Genomic DNA, 16,401 nt, shown 5'->3' with positions numbered 1-16,401 from the left:
GAATTTCTTCAGGAGTTTCATGCGATGGATGCAATCATTCTCGACCTCGGCGGCGACATCAAAGGCGATAGCCTGCTCGAGGGTTACAAGGACAAGATCGAAGTCATGTCCTACAGCCACAACGTGGCGATGCAGGTGACCAACGACGTCAGCAACTCGGAGCGGACCTCCGGCAAGCCGCACATCGGCGAGTTCACCCTGACCAAATTCGTCGACAGCTCGACGCCCTCTCTCAACGAGTATTGCTGCGCCGGCAAACCAATCCCGGAAGCCAAAATCACCATCGGCCGCAACGCCGCCGAAGGCAGCGGTCAGCTGATGCCATTCATCATCTACACCCTGACCAACGTGGTGCTGTCCAACGTCAGCGTCAGCGGTGGCACAGGTGGCAAACCGGTGGAAACCCTGTCGCTGAACTTCACCAAGATCAAGTGGGAACTTACCGCCCAGAAAGACGACGGCACCAAGGAAGGCACGGCCGCCTCGACCTGGGACATGGCCGCCAACAAACTCATCAAAGCCAAGTAAGCGGACGCGTCGGTCATGGCTGGCACCGGCATCCTCCCACCGTTGTTCGAGCGCCTCGCTTCAAGCGAGGTCGACACCGCGCAGGTGTTCGATCGCCAGGGGCTGCTCGGCTCGGTACACACGGAGTTGCTGCGCCTGTTCAACACCCGACGCGGCCAACGTCCACTGACCTCCCCGCCGAGCATTCTCGACTACGGCATCGCTGACTGGACCGCCTTGCAACAGCAGCGCAGCGATGACCGTCGTCAGTTGGCACGGGAAATTCGCGAGGCCATTACCCATTTCGAACCGCGTCTGCAACTGGGCGAGGTCCAGGTCAATCCGGTCCCCGGCCATCCGCAGCAACTGAGCATTCGGCTACTGGGCGAGTTGCGCAGCGGCCAGCAGCACTGGCCCGTGGCATTTGTCATCGAGAAGGCCGGCAATGGCCTTGAGGTGCGTCATGAGCGACTCGATTGACCCGCAACTGCTCGATTACTACCAGCGCGAACTGACCTGGCTGCGGCACGCCGGGAGCATTTTCGCCGAGCGTTATCCCAAGGTCGCCAGGCGCCTGGAATTGTCCCCCGGAGAATGCCCCGACCCGCATGTCGAACGACTGCTCGAAGGTTTTGCCTTGCTCGCGGCACGCCTGCAACGGCGGCTTGATGACGACTACGCCGAATTCAGCGACGCCTTGCTCGAACAGCTTTACCCGCTGGCCATGCGGCCATTACCGTCCTGCGCGATCGTGCAATTCGAGCCGGACCCGAGCAAAGGCAACCTCGCCGGCGGTTACCCGCTGCCACGAGACACGCCGCTGTTCGTCACCACCAGCAAAGGTGAAAGCATCCATTTTCGCACCAGCGCCGCGGTTCGCTTGTGGCCGCTGGAAATCAATGAAGCGCTGTTGCTGGGCAGCGACGAAGCGCAGGCTCTGACCGGTGTTACGCAAGCGCGCTCGGCCCTGCGTCTGAGCCTGCGTTGCCTAGGTGAAAGCCAGTGGGCGGAGTTGGCGATCAAACAGTTGCGCGTGCACCTCGCCGCCTCCCCGGTGATCAACGCCTGCCTGTATGACCTGCTCGGCGCCCACGCCGTGAAGGTGCTGGCCGGCCCCGTCGGCAGCGTGCCGAAAGCGCTGGCGGGGCTGCCGGACATCGTCGGTTTCGCCAGCGACGAAGTGCTGTTGCCGGACGAGGACGGCGTGCATCCGGGCATGCGCCTGCTCGCCGAATACTTTGCCTTCCCGGACAAATTCAATTTCTTCGATATCCCGTTGGCCGGTGCCACCAGCGACAGCCAGACGCTGTACCTGTACATCGTCTTCGACCGCGCCCCGGCCAACCGCCTGCACCTTCAGGCCAGCGACTTCGCCTTGGGCTGTGCGCCGGTGATCAACCTGTTTCCGCGAACCTCGGAGCCCCTGCGCCCGGACGGTACCCGCAGCGAGTACCGCCTGGTCGCCGACAGCCACCGGGAAAACAGCGTCGAGATCCACAGCATCCGGGCGATGCGCGCCAGTTCCAGTCAAGGCGTGCTGCGTGTTCCTGCTTATTATGGCAGCCAGCATATTGGCGGTGAAAAGCAATGCTACTGGCACGCGCGACGGGTCAGCGGCATGACCCCGAATCGTCTGGGCACCGACCTGATGGTGAGCCTGGTGGACACCCGACTCGATCCATTGTCCGAGACCACCGAATACAGCCTCACCGCCGAACTGCTGTGCACCAACCGACACTTGGCCCAGAGCCTTCCGGCCGGGACGCCACTGGGTTTTGAACGACCGGGGCCAGTGGCTTGGGCACGCCTGCGCAATCCACCCAGCCCGCAGAGCTTGCCGCGACTGGATGGCGAATCCCGTTGGCGGCTGGTATCGCAACTGACCCTCAATCATTTGTCGCTGGTCGAGGGGCCGCAGGCGCTGGATGCCCTCAAGGAAATCCTCCAACTGCACAACCTGCGTGACGAGGCCAGCGCCCTGCGGCAAATCGAAGGTTTGCTAAGTCTTGGCTGCGAACGAGTGATCGCCCATGTCGGCGAAGATGCGTGGCGCGGCTGGCGCAATGGGCTGGAAGTTCAGCTGCAACTCGATCCGCAGCATTTCGTCGGCAGCAGCGCCGTGTTGTTCTCAGCAGTGCTGGCGCAATTCTTTTCACTCTATGCCACGGCCAATCGCTTTGTGCGCACGGTCCTGGTCCAGTCAGACAAGGAGGTCAAGACATGGCAACCCCAAGCCGGCATGCCACTCTCCCTCTGAGCCTGAGTCAGAAGCTGCGGCGCGATCCGCAGGCGTTCGAGTTGTTGCAGGCGTTGCTGCTGCTGGAACGCGAACACCCACAAGCCGAATCCCTGGGCAGCGGCACCGCGCCTCAAGCGGAAACCCTGCGCCTGCGCGGGCCGTTAACGGCGCTTTTTTCCGCCAGCGAAATCGAAAGCCTGACCCAGGAACCCGGTCAGCAACCGACGCTCAGTACTCCGGTGTTTGGCCTCGGCGGGCCCGACGGTCCCCTGCCCTACGCTTATCAGGAATGGCTGCAGCAACGGGCCCGCGCCAAGGACCATGCACCGGCCGAGTTCCTCGACCTGTTCCAGCATCGCTTGCTGAGCCTGCTGTACAAAGTGATGCGCAAACACCGGATTGCCGTCGGCTTTACGGCTCCCGGCGCGTCCCCGGTGCAGGCGCAACTTCGCGCGCTGACCGGGTTGTTGCCCAAAGCCTTGCAGGAACGCCAGGCCGTTCCCGATTCCGCCGTACTGGCATGCAGCGCGCTGTTTGCCGACGGTCGTCGCTCCCTCGCTGGCTTCGCCGCGATCGTGCGCGAGCACTTCGAACTGCCGGTCGCACTCAGCGCCTATGAAGGTGCCTGGCGGGAAATCCCGCCCGCCAGTCGCAGCCGCCTGCAACCGGGAGGCCGCAACCTGCAACTGGGCCGCAGCGCTGTGGCCGGCACCCGGGTCTGGGATGAACACGCCGGCATCCGCCTGACGCTCGGCCCGCTGACCTCGGCGCAGGCGGCGCGGTTTCTGCCGGACGGTGAATCCCATCCAGCACTGGCCAGCCTCAGCGCGCTGTATTTCGGCCCCGATCTGGATTGCACCCTGGTGCTGTTGGTGCGCGGTGCCAGCCCGATAAAACTCGGTCGCCAGGCCCCGCCCTTGCTCAGTTGGAACGGCGGCCTGCAGCGCCAGACCAGCCTCGCCGTGCAACAGATCGAAACCCGTCTTCGTCAGCTGGAGATCACCTGAACATGGAACTGGCCAGCCTGATCGGACGCCTCAACCCGGACAACCGCCGCGCCCTCGAACGGGCCGCGCAACGCTGCCTGCAACGGGGTCATCATTACGTCGAAATCGAACACCTGCTGCTTGAGTTGCTGGACATTGAGGGCGGTGACTTCGCCTACCTGCTGCCGCGCTTCGGCCTGGAGCGCGATGCCCTGACGGCGGAAATCAACAAGGCTCTGGAACTGTTCAAATCCGGCAGCACCCGCACCCCGGCGCTGTCGGCGCAAACCATCGGCCTGCTCGAAGACGCGGTGGTTCAGGCCAGTGTGCTCGGCCTCGACAGCATCCGTTCCGGCTTGCTGCTGCTGGCCTTGCTCGACCGCGATGAACGCCGCAGCCTGCTGCTCAATAGCGCCTCGTCGCTGTTGAAAATTCCGCGGGAAGCCTTGCGCAGCAACCTGCTGGAGTGGACCGAAAACTCTCGCGAACACGTCGGCGGCACGCGACCTGCCAATGCCGGCAAGCCGCAGCCGAAACAGGATTCGGTGCTCGATCAGTTCACCCAAGACCTGACCGCCGACGCCCACGCCGGGCGCATCGACCCCATCGTCGGGCGCGACGGCGAAATTCGCCAGTGCATCGACATTCTGCTCAGGCGTCGGCAGAACAACCCGATCCTGGTCGGCGCGCCGGGCGTGGGCAAAACGGCAGTGGTCGAAGGCCTGGCCCTGCGCATTGCCGCCGGCGATGTACCGCCGTCGCTGCAGGAAGTCAGCCTGCGAGTACTCGACCTCGGTTTGTTGCAGGCCGGGGCCGGAGTCAAAGGCGAGTTCGAACAGCGGCTCAAAGGCGTGATTGACGCGGTGCGCAGCGCCGATAAACCGATCATTCTATTCATCGACGAAGCCCACACCCTGATTGGCGCTGGCGGCGCGGAAGGCGGCAGCGACGCGGCCAACCTGCTCAAACCGGCGCTGGCCCGTGGCGAGTTGCGCACCCTCGCCGCCACGACCTGGCTTGAGTACAAAAAATACTTCGAGAAAGACCCGGCCCTCGCCCGGCGCTTTCAGTTAGTGCAAGTCGAGGAACCGGACGAAACCACCGCCGTGGAAATGCTCCGTGGCGTGGCCGCGAAGCTGGAACAGCATCATGGCGTGCAGGTGCTCGACGCGGCGATCCACGAAGCAGTGAAGCTGTCCCACCGCTACATCTCCGGGCGCCAGTTGCCGGACAAAGCCATCAGCGTGCTCGACACCGCCTGCGCGCGGGTCGCCCTCGGCCAGCACGACGTGCCGCCACCGCTGGAAAGCCTGCGCCATCGCCAGCAAAGCCTCAAAGACGAAGTCGAACGCCTGCGTCGCGAACAAGCCACCGGGCTCGATCATCGTGAACGCATCACCCTGCTGGAAACCGAATCCGTCGGTAACGTGCAAGCCATTCGCGACCTGGAAATCCGTTGGAACGAAGAACGGATCGCCGTGCGCGAACTGCTGGAAACCCGCCGCGAGTTACTCACCTTGAGCGAGCGCGCCGACAACGAAAAACCGGACGAAGCAACCGACAGCCGCATCGATCATCTCGCCGCCGAACTGGTACGACTCGAGGCTGGTCTGGACGCCATTCGCCAGGACGATCCGCTGGTGCCGGAACAGGTCGACGCGAAAACCGTGGCCGCCGTGATCGCCGGCTGGACCGGCATCCCGGTGGGCAAAATGCTCGCCGACGAAGCCCACGCCGTACGTACCCTCGGCCAGCGCATGGGCCTGCGGGTCATGGGCCAAAGCACCGCGCTGAACACCATCGCCCAACGCCTGCAAGCCTACCGCGCCGGCCTCACCGACCCACAGAAACCGGTCGGCGTGTTCCTGCTGGTCGGCCCCACGGGCGTGGGCAAAACCGAAACCGCTTATGCGTTGGCCGACGCGCTCTACGGCGGCGAACGCAACCTGATCAGCATCAACCTTTCCGAATACCAGGAGGCCCATACCGTCAGCCAACTCAAAGGCGCCCCGCCCGGCTACGTCGGCTATGGCAGCGGTGGCGTGCTCACCGAAGCGGTACGGCGCAAGCCCTATTCGGTGGTGCTGCTGGACGAAATCGAAAAGGCCCACCCGGATGTGCTGGAGGCGTTCTACAACGTCTTCGACAAAGGCGTCATGGAAGACGGCACCGGGCTGGTGGTGGACTTCAAAAACACCGTGATGCTCGCCACCAGCAACGTTGGAGCTGAGTTACTGCTCGATACACCGGTCGCGCAACTGGGCACCGATGCCTTCAACGAAGCGCTGCATAAAGTGCTGCTGAAAGCGTTTCGGCCAGCGTTTCTGGCGCGCATGACGGTGGTGGCGTATCGGCCGCTGGATGAGGTGACGCTGGAAGGGATTGTGTTGGCGAAGCTGGAGAAATTGCGCGGGCGGTATAAGGCTGCCACCGGGAAACAGTTTGAATTTGATGCCGGGATTGTGCAGGCGGTGTTGGCCAAGTGCAGTGCGGCGGGTGCAAGAGATGTTGAGAATGTGTTGATGACGCAGGTGACGGGGAAGTTGGCGGAGTGGGTGTTGGAATAGGACGTCACGTACCTGAGCGCACCCGGTGGCAGAGCACAGTCGAACCAAGGAGGCATCATGAGCTACGGCGCTATATGCAAGGCCATCAATGGGCATGGTGAAGGCATCTACAATTTCGGCCAGTCCAGTTTTCTTAACCTCGTCGGTGACAACCGAGACGGTATATGTCGCGGTGTTTGTACCGCATGGCTGATCGCAAAGAAAAACGGTAACGACTACCTTAAAGAAATTGTGGCACCGACTGCCAGCACAAGCCTGCTGCATGAACAGCGGACCGCACGACAGGCTTCAGACTTCCAGACGTCCTATCTGGACATCAGCGGCGACTCGCCTGACTCGCCCTCTGTCGCAACACTGTCAGCGCTAAGAGCTGGTGGATTGGGATCGTTGGGAGAAAAGAAATCACAAACCTATCAAGGCTTTGCCGATGATGGAAAACCCATTGGCCAACTAGTTCTGACTTCGGGCTATCGATATTTCATTTTATCCATCAAAGGCACACTGGGCGGGCATTCCGTGGCCTTTTACAGACCCTGGGTTTTCTTCGGAAAAAGCAGTAGCTGTACCTTTTTCGACCCAAACTTCGGCGAGTTCAAATTAGAGGGAAGTGACGGCATAGCACTTTGCCTGAGCGCGGTAGCAACTGCTTACCGTCAGGGGTTATCAAAAGGTTATCGCCTCTGGGGATTCAGCTAACCCCCGGCCTTTTTGCTTTGTTGATGACGCTGAAATGAGATTTATCTTCGGGGGAGCAGGACATGCCGGAAATACACTTCATCAACGGCGCCAGGGCGGCGCTGCAACATGGAGCTTTGGGAGTGGGTGAGCATCACGACTCCGACAGTGCCAGGCATTACATCTATGAATGGATGGTTTCTGGACTCGTCACTAGCCTGGTCCTGGAAATCATTCTGTTTGACGATCTCACCGAGGACGAAAACGACCAGATGGTTGGGTATGTCGATAATCGATGGCCGGGCAACCAGATTCCTTTTACGCATCTGATGAGGCTGGCAAGGTCGCTGAATATAGCTATCTATGCCTGGGATCCCGGAGATCGACCCGGGGTATCGATGCCGCAGAACGTTGCCAATCGCAATTTAACGGTCGTCACCGCCTTCAGGGCCCGATTTCCCGGCCCTCTCCCCGTTACAAGCGCTGTTGGCTGCGTCGTTCTGTTTGGTGTCAGTCATTTTGGTGCCGAGGAAACCTCCATCAATATGTTGTTGGGCAACGCTCTTCCATGGATTGATCTGTCTGCACCACCGCCCCACGCTTGAGTCCTTTTTTATAAGAAAAGAAAGGCAAATACAGGAAGAAAGAAACAAAGAAAGGGGACAGATCTATTTTCACCGCATCCCAAAAATAAATCTGTCCTCTTTTGTCTCATCACCGACAAGGACGTACTCGCTATGCCAATCATTAGCTTGAACCGCGTCAGTTTATTCCCGACCACCACTGAAGAACGAATTGGCCATGCTCTTTTTCTTCAATGCCTTACGCACTTCACGCAAGTTCTTGGTCAATCCGGATTGGGGCTTAGCTACGATTCATGCAACGCAGCGGTGGCAATAAACCACAATGCCATGTACGTCCCGGTCAATATAGGCAACCTGAATTTTAGCGTTAGCTTTGGCTCTTCGAGATTGTACCAAGGCATGGATCCTGATTTTAACGCTTTCCACGGACATCTCTCATCAACACGACCTTTCTCAAACTCACTGGCTGAAGAGCACGCGGAGCAATCAGCCATCTTGACGGCCGAAAGAATCGCCAATGCAAACGGGCCTTTTTTCACCTACAACAACAATAATCACATTTACATCGACCTGACACCTTGCAACAACTGTGAGCCATGGCTACAAGCCAGAAACGAAAACTGGCACGTGCACTATTTTGCCGAGTTAAACAATCAAACACCGCTAAAAAAACTAAAGAAAGACGACAGGAAAAAGACATTCGGCAGAATACAAGAGCCACGCAAGTCATACCGCTACACTCCATATTGATACGCAAAAAACGGGTACCGAGGATCTTTCTCATGCTAAAGGCGCGACTTGAGCAAGAACACAGACATCTTCAAGTAACCATACCCAACGCCCATGCTGGAGTCGTTAACTTCGATCTTGATCTGGACATGAGCAAAGCACTGATTGCAATAGTGTCTGGCACCACCTATAGCGCCTACTATTTACCGTGGAAAGAAGACAGCGGCCTTTATATTGATCTCCCGGCCACACCAACCGGCGGCAACCCTCTTCTTTTTCTTACCGCAAATCTGTCTGGTTGCTGCGTGGGCATCCAGAACTTCGGAGGGTTCATCAGGGTTCGTCATTACAACCTGTATACGAGTGGCAACCACAACCCGGTTTTTTCCCACGACGATCTTGCCAGGTATGGGACCAATATTTCCTGGCTGCTGCCCTCCGACAAATACAACGTGCCTGCCATCAACAGGGCAGAGCCGTACACTCATTCGGGACCATGGGCCGAAGCCGTTCTTTGGGGGGAATACGTTGCCCGATATTGGCCTTTCACCTCAAAGTGGCACTTCTACTATCAAAACGGCAACGGCGACGCCGTCATTCATGAATTGAACTATCAATAGCAGGTCATTCAATGCCCCGCACCACCGACAGCAACACCAGCCTTTCCCTCACCGCCGCCTCGCTGTCGGCGCTATACCCTGAGTCATTGTCCGGCGAAGAAACCCTCAATTCGCTGGGCACGCTAACCCTCAACGGCCTCAACGACGGCACCTCGCTAACCCTGACCACGGCCGTCGCCACCCACGTCACGACCACCCTGCACAACGACGCCCTGACCCGTCCAATGGACGCCCTGGTCGCCGAAATCCGCCAACTCCCGGCCGACGCCACCGCCGAGCGCTATCAGCTTGTTTTAAGGCCATGGCTCTGGTGGCTGACCCTGGCCAGCAACAACCGCGTATTCCAGAACCTCAGCACCTCTGACATCGTCACCACGATTTTCAAGGCTCACGGTTTTACTGACTTTCTGCTGAAGCTCAGCGGCAGCTACACCCCACGCGAATACTGCGTGCAGTACGGCGAAACCGATTTCGCGTTCGTTTCGCGGTTGCTGGAAGAAGAAGGGATTTTCTGGTTTTTCACCCACGAGGATGGCAAGCACACGCTGGTGCTGGGGGACAGCAACGATGCTTTCGTGCCGATCCCCAATGGCCCCAAGGTGAGCTATCTCGGTCAGCAGTTGGGCGAACGCGAACTGCATGGCATCCGCTCCGGACAGGTCTGCGTGCAAGCGGTGGCCGGGGTGTATCGGGCGACGGATTACGAGTTCACCACGCCGACCACATCGCTCTACAGCCAGGCCGAAGCGGTGGCCGGACCGCGGTCGATGTATGAGCACCCGGGCAGCTACAACGCCAAAGCGCGCGGCGATGCGCTGACCAAGCAGCGCGTCGATGGATTGCGCAGTCAGGAGAAGCGTTTTGTCGGTGAAAGCGATTGCCGCTGGCTGGTGCCGGGGAACTGGTTCACGCTGACAGGGCACGATGATTCGACGTTGAATATCGATTGGGTGGTGACGGCGGTGACTCATGAAGCCAGCCACGACAGCTATCGCAATCGCTTCGAAGCCATCCCCAAAGCCACGCCTTTTCGCCCGGTGAGAACCACACCGAAGCCGCGAATGCACACACAGACAGCCATCGTCGTCGGCAAGTCAGGCGAAGAAATCTGGACCGACGAATACGGCCGCATCAAGTTGCAGTTCCCGTGGGATCGCGACGGCAAGAACGACGAAGCCAGTTCCTGCTGGGTCCGTGTGGTGCTGCCTTGGAGCGGTAAGGGCTTCGGCATGCAGTTCGTGCCGCGCATCGGCCAGGAAGTCATCGTGACCTTTATCGATGGCGACCCGGATCGGCCGCTGGTGACCGGTTGCGTCTACAACGGCGACAACGCCCTGCCCTATGCGCTGCCGGCCAATCAGACCCAATCCGGGATCAAGACCCAATCGTCCAAGGGCGGTGGCGGTTTCAACGAGTTGCGCTTCGAGGACAAGAAGGATGCCGAAGAGGTGTTTTTGCAGGCGCAAAAGGATTTCAAGATCAATGTGCTCAACGACACCACCGCCACTGTCGGCCACGACGAAACCCTGACCGTACAGAACGCTCGCACGCGCACGGTGAAAGAAGGTGACGAGACCGTGACCCTGGAGAAAGGCAAACGCAGCGTGACCATCCAGACGGGGAGCGACAATCTGGATGTGAAGGACAGTCGCACAGTGACCGTGGGCGCTGACCAGACCCACAGCACCGGTGGCAATTACACGCACAAGGTCACCGGCGACTACAGCCTGACGGTGGATGGCAACCTGACCATCAAAGTGACCGGTACCCTGACCCTGCAGAGCGGCGGCAGTTTCACGATAAAAAGCGGCGCCGATCTGGCGGCCGAGGCCAGCACCTCGATCAGCCAGAAGGCCGGCACCTCCCTGAGCAATCAGGCCGGTACCTCGTTGGAAAACAAGGCCGGCACGACAATGACCAACGATGCCGGGATCAGCCTGACCAACAAGGGCGCCGCTTCGCAGACCGTGGATGGCGGCGGCATGCTGACCATCAAGGGTGGTCTGGTGCAGGTCAACTGACAAGGAGAACCCATGGCCATCACGCCGCTGGACTTGCAGCAGAACGATAAACAGCTCAAAGGTCGCTTGCTCGATGGCCAGCTCGACGGTGCGTTGCACATCAAGGATGACGGACGCGCGCAGGCTGATTTGCACTACAGCCAGGGCGAGCTGCAAGGCACTACCCTGCTCTATCACCCCAACGGCAAGGTCTCGGCGCAACTGCCGTTTGTTCGTGACAAGCTACAGGGGATCGCCAGTTTCTATGCGCCGCAAGGCTGGCTACAGCGCAAGGCGACTTACCGTCGAGGGCTGCTGCATGGCGAGGCGTTCAATTACTTTCCCGACGGGCAACTGGCGGAGGCGGAGTTCTACCGCGATGGCGTGCGCGAGGGGCGGTATCAGCGCTTTCATGCCAACGGTAAAACTGCCGTCGAGGCCCGTTATCTCAACGGTCAACTGATGGAGCCGGAACAGGGTTTTGCCAGCGATGGGCGACCGCTGGATGCCGAGGGCAAGCCGATTTCGAGGGTGCGCTGGTGGTTCAGGCGCTGGAGCGATCCCGCCGAGGCCTGAGCCTGTTGTGGTGAATGTCATGGCCTCATCGCGAGCAGGCTCGCTCCCACAATTTGATCCGCGCCGTACACAGATACTGCATCCACAGAAGATCCCTTGTGGGAGCGAGCCTGCTCGCGATGAGGCCCGCGCATCCAATATCGATATCGCCTGACACGCCGCCTTCGCGGGCAAGCCCGCTCCCACAGGGATCACTGTTATTCACAAATACTGCATTCACAGAAGATCCCTTGTGTGAGTCAGGGAATCAGCATCTGCATCTGCCCCGGCATCACAATCTTGATCACCCCGGCCCAATTGCACATCAGGGTGCTGTTGGCATCGATGGCCGGCATGCCGCCCAGCAGCAGGGTCGGCGCGCCGCCGGGAATCCAGGGGGTGGCGGTGGCCGGAATGCAGGGCATCGGCGTCAATACGCCAAGCGCTGCGGCGGTGGCGGCCGCGACCATCGGGTTGGCCATGCTCATGCACGTGCCGAACGGCATGACGTTGACCAGCGGAATGTGATCCATGATGTTCGCCGCTGGCATGCCCCCGGTCAGTGTGCGATTCACCGGCAGCACGTTGAGTACCGCTGGTGCCGCGCCGAAACTGCATTGCAGGGTCGCGGTGGCGCAAACTTGCGGACAGCCCATGTCGAATCTCCTTCCTGGAAGCGGCGCTTCCCTGAAACCATAGCCCGCCGAGCCTGTTCGTGCACATCAGGAACGCTGATTATCCGGCAACACGCTAACCTATAAGACCGTGCCGCGCTTGTGGCGACCCCGGCGCACCATTAGATTAGCCAATGATGTCTGGCCTCCAAAATAAGCAGAAGGGATAAGCATGGCGCTTACTGACCAGTCCACCCGTATCCGCTCCGGCGAAGAACTCGATGCCAGCCTGATCGATCCGTACCTCAAGGCGCACATTCCGGGCCTGAGCGGCTTACCGAAAATCAGCCAGTTTCCGGGCGGTGCGTCGAACCTGACTTACCTGCTGGAATACCCCGAACAGGAATTCGTCCTGCGTCGGCCACCGTTCGGCCACAAGGCCAAATCCGCCCATGACATGGGCCGCGAATTTCGCATTCTCAATCAGCTGCGGGACGGCTTCCCCTATTGCCCCAAAGCCTATGTGCACTGCACCGACGAATCAGTGATCGGCGCCGAGTTTTATGTGATGGAACGGGTCAAGGGCATCATTCTGCGCTCCGAACTGCCACCAGAACTGGGGCTTGATTCAGCGAAGACCGAAACCCTGTGCAAGAGCTTCATCGACAAGTTCGTGGAACTGCACCGGGTCGACTACAAGGCCTATGGCCTGGGCGACCTCGGCAAACCCGAAGGCTATGTGGCACGGCAAATCAAAGGTTGGAGCGAGCGCTACGAAAAAGCCCTGACCCCGGACGCGCCCAAGTGGGAAGCGGTCAAAGCCTGGCTCAACGACAAGATGCCGGCCGATCATCCAACGTCGAGCATCGTCCACAACGATTACCGCTTCGACAACGTGATCCTCGACCCCGACAACCCGATGCAGATCATCGGCGTGCTGGATTGGGAACTGACCACCCTCGGCGACCCGCTGATGGACTTGGGCAACACCCTCGCCTACTGGATCGAAGCCGACGACCCGGCGCCGGTGCAACTGATGCGGCGCCAGCCAAGCCACGCTCCCGGCATGCTGACCCGCCGTGAGTTCGTCGATTACTACGCCGAACGCGCCGGCATCCAGATCGACAATTTCGACTTCTACTACACCTATGGCCTGTTCCGTCTGGCCGGCATCGTGCAGCAGATCTACTACCGCTTCTTCCATGGTCAGACCCAGGACAAGCGCTTCGCACAGTTCATTCACATGAACAAACTGCTGGAGCAGATGAGCCTGCAAGTCATCCAGAAATCCAGCCTCTGATCGCGCCCATAACAAGGAAAAATCATGTCCAAGACTCAGTTGTTCGACCTCGACGGCAAGATCGCTTTCGTCTCCGGCGCCAGCCGCGGCATTGGTGAAGCCATCGCCAAACTGCTGGCGCAGCAAGGTGCACACGTCATCGTTTCGAGCCGCAAACTCGACGGCTGCCAGCACGTCGCCGACGCGATCATCGCCGATGGCGGCAAGGCCACCGCAGTCGCCTGCCACATCGGTGAGATGGAGCAGATCACCCAAGTCTTCGCCGGCATCCGCGAACAGTTCGGGCGCCTGGATATTCTGGTCAACAACGCGGCGACCAACCCGCAGTTCTGCAACGTCCTGGACACCGACCTCAGCGCCTTCCAGAAAACCGTCGACGTGAATATTCGCGGCTACTTCTTCATGTCGGTGGAAGCCGGCAAGCTGATGCGCGAACACGGTGGCGGCAGCATCATCAACGTCGCCTCGATCAACGGCATCTCGCCGGGGATCTTCCAGGGCATCTACTCGGTGACCAAGGCAGCGGTGATCAACATGACCAAAGTCTTCGCCAAGGAATGCGCGCAATTCGGCATCCGCTGCAACGCCCTGCTGCCGGGTCTGACCGATACCAAGTTTGCTTCGGCGCTGGTGAAAAACGACGCCATTCTGAAAACCGCGCTGCAGCAGATTCCGCTCAAGCGCGTGGCGGATCCGAGTGAGATGGCGGGAGCGGTGTTGTATCTGGCGAGTGATGCGTCGAGTTACACCACTGGGGTTTCGTTGAATGTGGATGGTGGGTTCTTGTCCTGATTCGACTCACCAGATACACAAAAGGCAGCCTCAGGGCTAATGCCGGTAAGTTAAGACGCAGAACCTGTGGGAGCGTGGCTTGCCCGCGAAGAATGCACCGCGGTTTTTCAGATACTACGCGTCATCGTTCTTCGCGGGCAAGCCACGCTCCCACAGGATTTTCGTCGCTCAAGTTTCTTAACTTACCGGCATTAGCCTCAGGGCTGCCTTTTTAATTTTCAGTACTCACCACTGATCGTTCCCACGCGGAGCGTAGGAACGATCAAATCGCAGCCGTATCGGATCCAGCATAAGAATATTTATTCCACCATTTGCATGTTGGGAATTTTTATTCCATAAATAGCCCTCCTGAAAATAAAATCCAAAGGACCCCGGCTATGCGCGAACTCGGTATCGGACTCATCGGCACAGGTTTCATGGGCCGCGCCCACGCCTTGGCCTTTCGCAACGTCAGCGCCGTTTTTGAATTGCCGCTGAAGCTCAAACTCGCGGCCCTCGCCGACGCCGATCCGCAGCGCGCCCGGCACTGCGCCGACGCCTGGGGCTTCGATACCGCTCACAGCGACTGGCAACAGCTGATCAATGACCCCAAGGTCAACCTGATCGCCATCACCACCCCTAACCATCTGCACTACCCCATGGCCATGGCCGCCCTCGCCGCCGGCAAACCGGTGTACTGCGAAAAACCGCTGGCTGTGAACCTCGAACAGGCCAGCGCGATGCGTCTTGCCGCCAAAGCCGCAGGCGTGGTGACGCGGGTCGGTTACAACTATCAGCACAACCCGATGATCGGGCTGGCCCGGGAGCTGATTGAAAACGGCGACTTGGGTCAGATCATCAGTTTCCAGGGTGAATTCAGCGAAGACTTCATGGCCGACCCCGCGTCGCCCTGGTCGTGGCGTTGCGAGGCCGATCATGCCGGTGGCGCACTGGCCGACCTGGGCAGTCACTTGTTGGCCATGGCCCGTTATCTGGTGGGCGATGTCGAGGCAGTGAGCGCCGATACCCAGACCGTGCACCGGCAACGTCCCGCCACGGTTGGCAGTCCGGAACAACGCAGCATCGCCGTCGATGATCAGGTCCATGCCTTGTTGCGGTTTGCCAACGGCGCCCGTGGCACGTTCAGCAGCAGTTGGCTCAAGCACGGCTACAAGAATCACCTGAGTTTTGAAATCAGCGGCACTCGTGGGACGTTGGTATTCGATCAGGAACGCTTGAATGAACTGCGTCTGTTTCGTGCCGGTCAGGACGGTTTCCAGCGCTTGCTGGCAGGGCCGAATTTGCCGGGTTATGCGGCGTTCAGTCCGGCGGCAGGGCATCAACTCGGATACAACGAACTCAAGACGCTGGAAGTCCATGATCTGGTGATGGCGCTGGCAGGCTTATCTCAGGGTGGAACGGATTTCGAACAGGCGTGGGAAGTCGAACGCCTGGCGACGGCGATCCGGTTGGCAGCGCGGGAGTCGCGTTGGGTCAGGATCGAGGAAGTCTGAGCGATGCGCGCGGATACCCGCCAGCAGCACAGCGCTGCTGGCGGTTCAACGTGAGCCGATGGATGATTATTGCGTGACGCAACGAGTAATCGTCGTTTCCCGGGTCACCTGCCCCTCAGCCCTCACATCGCCTTGTACATCGGTGTTTTCAGTGGTTTGGCAGGTGCGCACAGGGGGTGGAGGCGGCGCAGCGGGAGGTGGCGGTGGAGGACTGGCACAACCACCCAAAATCGCTATCCAGAGTGCGAACGACAGTGTTGTAAAAGTGCGTTTCCCAAGACTTTTCATAGGTTGACCCGCGGTAAGTGATCGACATATTTCCGCGACCCAACACGCTCACCGCGTACCCGCGGACCGGTCACAGAAAAAATACTCTCGTATTCTTTATACGACCGCCGGCAAAACCTGACAGTTCCTAAGACGTCTCGCGACAATGCAACGTGTTGCTCTCAAGTTCATAACGCAGCTCTTCGATCAACGCTGCCACCGCCTCCGGCGTTCTGAGATTGGCCACGCTCAACCCGCTGACCACCAGATCCACCCGCCCCGACACCGGATGATAGAGCTTCACCGTCAGTGAATGTTCACCCGTAACCTTGCACTCACAGGCCAACGGCGAAAAGCTCCGCTCCAGTTGCATACGCAATTGCGCCACATAAATCATCCGGCAGTTCCTGTCGCTGTTTTGAAAGGGACGCGATATCCGAAGACCTGTATCGCACCTTTACAGCCTAAGAACC

At 59.5% G+C, this 16,401-nt stretch carries 16 protein-coding genes; 14 read left to right on the top strand and 2 right to left on the bottom strand.

The annotated features are described in order from the left end of the window. Positions 1-24 precede the first annotated feature (24 nt). The 11 genes from AB7M22_RS09565 (at position 25) to AB7M22_RS09515 (ending at position 11,483) form a co-directional block, all read left to right on the top strand. Complete coding sequence (locus AB7M22_RS09565; RefSeq protein ID WP_038984147.1) at positions 25-528, top strand: Hcp family type VI secretion system effector; 504 nt, start codon at positions 25-27, stop codon at positions 526-528. Between the two features lie 15 nt (positions 529-543). Further along, the gene (gene tssE / locus AB7M22_RS09560) at positions 544-987 is read left to right on the top strand and encodes a type VI secretion system baseplate subunit TssE (RefSeq protein ID WP_454186079.1); all 444 of its coding nucleotides are present in this window, start codon (positions 544-546) and stop codon (positions 985-987) included. Further along, positions 971-2,764, top strand: a complete 1,794-nt coding sequence (tssF, locus tag AB7M22_RS09555) for a type VI secretion system baseplate subunit TssF (RefSeq protein ID WP_454186078.1) — start codon at positions 971-973, stop codon at positions 2,762-2,764. The genes tssE and tssF overlap by 17 nt, the downstream gene beginning before the upstream one ends. After that, positions 2,728-3,753, top strand: a complete 1,026-nt coding sequence (tssG, locus tag AB7M22_RS09550) for a type VI secretion system baseplate subunit TssG (RefSeq protein WP_454186077.1) — start codon at positions 2,728-2,730, stop codon at positions 3,751-3,753. Before tssF ends, tssG begins: the two co-directional genes overlap by 37 nt. Positions 3,754-3,755: 2 nt before the next feature. Continuing rightward, a complete protein-coding gene (gene tssH / locus AB7M22_RS09545) occupies positions 3,756-6,299 on the top strand; it encodes a type VI secretion system ATPase TssH (RefSeq protein WP_454186076.1) in 2,544 nt (847 codons plus the stop codon). Positions 6,300-6,356: 57 nt separating this feature from the next. Beyond that, a complete protein-coding gene (locus tag AB7M22_RS09540) occupies positions 6,357-6,995 on the top strand; it encodes a YopT-type cysteine protease domain-containing protein (RefSeq protein WP_454186075.1) in 639 nt (212 codons plus the stop codon). 62 nt (positions 6,996-7,057) lie between these two features. Beyond that, complete coding sequence (locus AB7M22_RS09535; RefSeq protein ID WP_454186074.1) at positions 7,058-7,579, top strand: hypothetical protein; 522 nt, start codon at positions 7,058-7,060, stop codon at positions 7,577-7,579. A 132-nt stretch (positions 7,580-7,711) separates the two neighbouring features. After that, positions 7,712-8,308, top strand: a complete 597-nt coding sequence (locus AB7M22_RS09530; RefSeq protein ID WP_454186073.1) for a hypothetical protein — start codon at positions 7,712-7,714, stop codon at positions 8,306-8,308. Between the two features lie 32 nt (positions 8,309-8,340). After that, positions 8,341-8,907: a hypothetical protein gene (locus AB7M22_RS09525; protein WP_454186072.1), complete on the top strand. Its 567-nt coding sequence runs from the start codon at positions 8,341-8,343 to the stop codon at positions 8,905-8,907. A gap of 11 nt (positions 8,908-8,918) precedes the next feature. Then, positions 8,919-10,928 carry a type VI secretion system tip protein TssI/VgrG gene (gene tssI / locus AB7M22_RS09520; RefSeq protein WP_454186071.1) on the top strand — a complete coding sequence of 670 codons (2,010 nt, stop codon included), beginning with the start codon at positions 8,919-8,921 and terminating at the stop codon, positions 10,926-10,928. A 12-nt stretch (positions 10,929-10,940) separates the two neighbouring features. Beyond that, the gene (locus AB7M22_RS09515) at positions 10,941-11,483 is read left to right on the top strand and encodes a toxin-antitoxin system YwqK family antitoxin (RefSeq protein WP_454186070.1); all 543 of its coding nucleotides are present in this window, start codon (positions 10,941-10,943) and stop codon (positions 11,481-11,483) included. Between the two features lie 239 nt (positions 11,484-11,722). On the opposite strand, the gene AB7M22_RS09510 is transcribed toward AB7M22_RS09515, so the two are convergent. Next, positions 11,723-12,118 (bottom strand): DUF4280 domain-containing protein, encoded by a 396-nt coding sequence (locus tag AB7M22_RS09510; protein ID WP_007899527.1) that lies wholly within the window; start codon positions 12,116-12,118, stop codon positions 11,723-11,725. A 190-nt stretch (positions 12,119-12,308) separates the two neighbouring features. Between AB7M22_RS09510 and AB7M22_RS09505 the strand changes: the two genes are divergently transcribed. From AB7M22_RS09505 to AB7M22_RS09495, 3 genes are all read left to right on the top strand, one after another. Next, positions 12,309-13,376 (top strand): phosphotransferase family protein, encoded by a 1,068-nt coding sequence (locus AB7M22_RS09505; protein ID WP_454186069.1) that lies wholly within the window; start codon positions 12,309-12,311, stop codon positions 13,374-13,376. A gap of 24 nt (positions 13,377-13,400) precedes the next feature. Further along, positions 13,401-14,168, top strand: a complete 768-nt coding sequence (locus AB7M22_RS09500) for an SDR family oxidoreductase (RefSeq protein WP_454186068.1) — start codon at positions 13,401-13,403, stop codon at positions 14,166-14,168. A gap of 377 nt (positions 14,169-14,545) precedes the next feature. Next, positions 14,546-15,661 carry a Gfo/Idh/MocA family protein gene (locus AB7M22_RS09495; RefSeq protein WP_454186067.1) on the top strand — a complete coding sequence of 372 codons (1,116 nt, stop codon included), beginning with the start codon at positions 14,546-14,548 and terminating at the stop codon, positions 15,659-15,661. A 415-nt stretch (positions 15,662-16,076) separates the two neighbouring features. On the opposite strand, the gene AB7M22_RS09490 is transcribed toward AB7M22_RS09495, so the two are convergent. Beyond that, on the bottom strand, positions 16,077-16,325 hold the full coding sequence (locus AB7M22_RS09490; RefSeq protein WP_454186066.1) for a DUF1652 domain-containing protein: 249 nt from the start codon (positions 16,323-16,325) through the stop codon (positions 16,077-16,079). Positions 16,326-16,401 lie beyond the last annotated feature (76 nt).

The sequence above is a fragment of the Pseudomonas sp. ADAK2 TE3594 genome (assembly GCF_053628675.1).
Note: the sequence above shows the minus strand (reverse complement) of the source record. Positions and strands in the feature narration are given on the sequence as shown.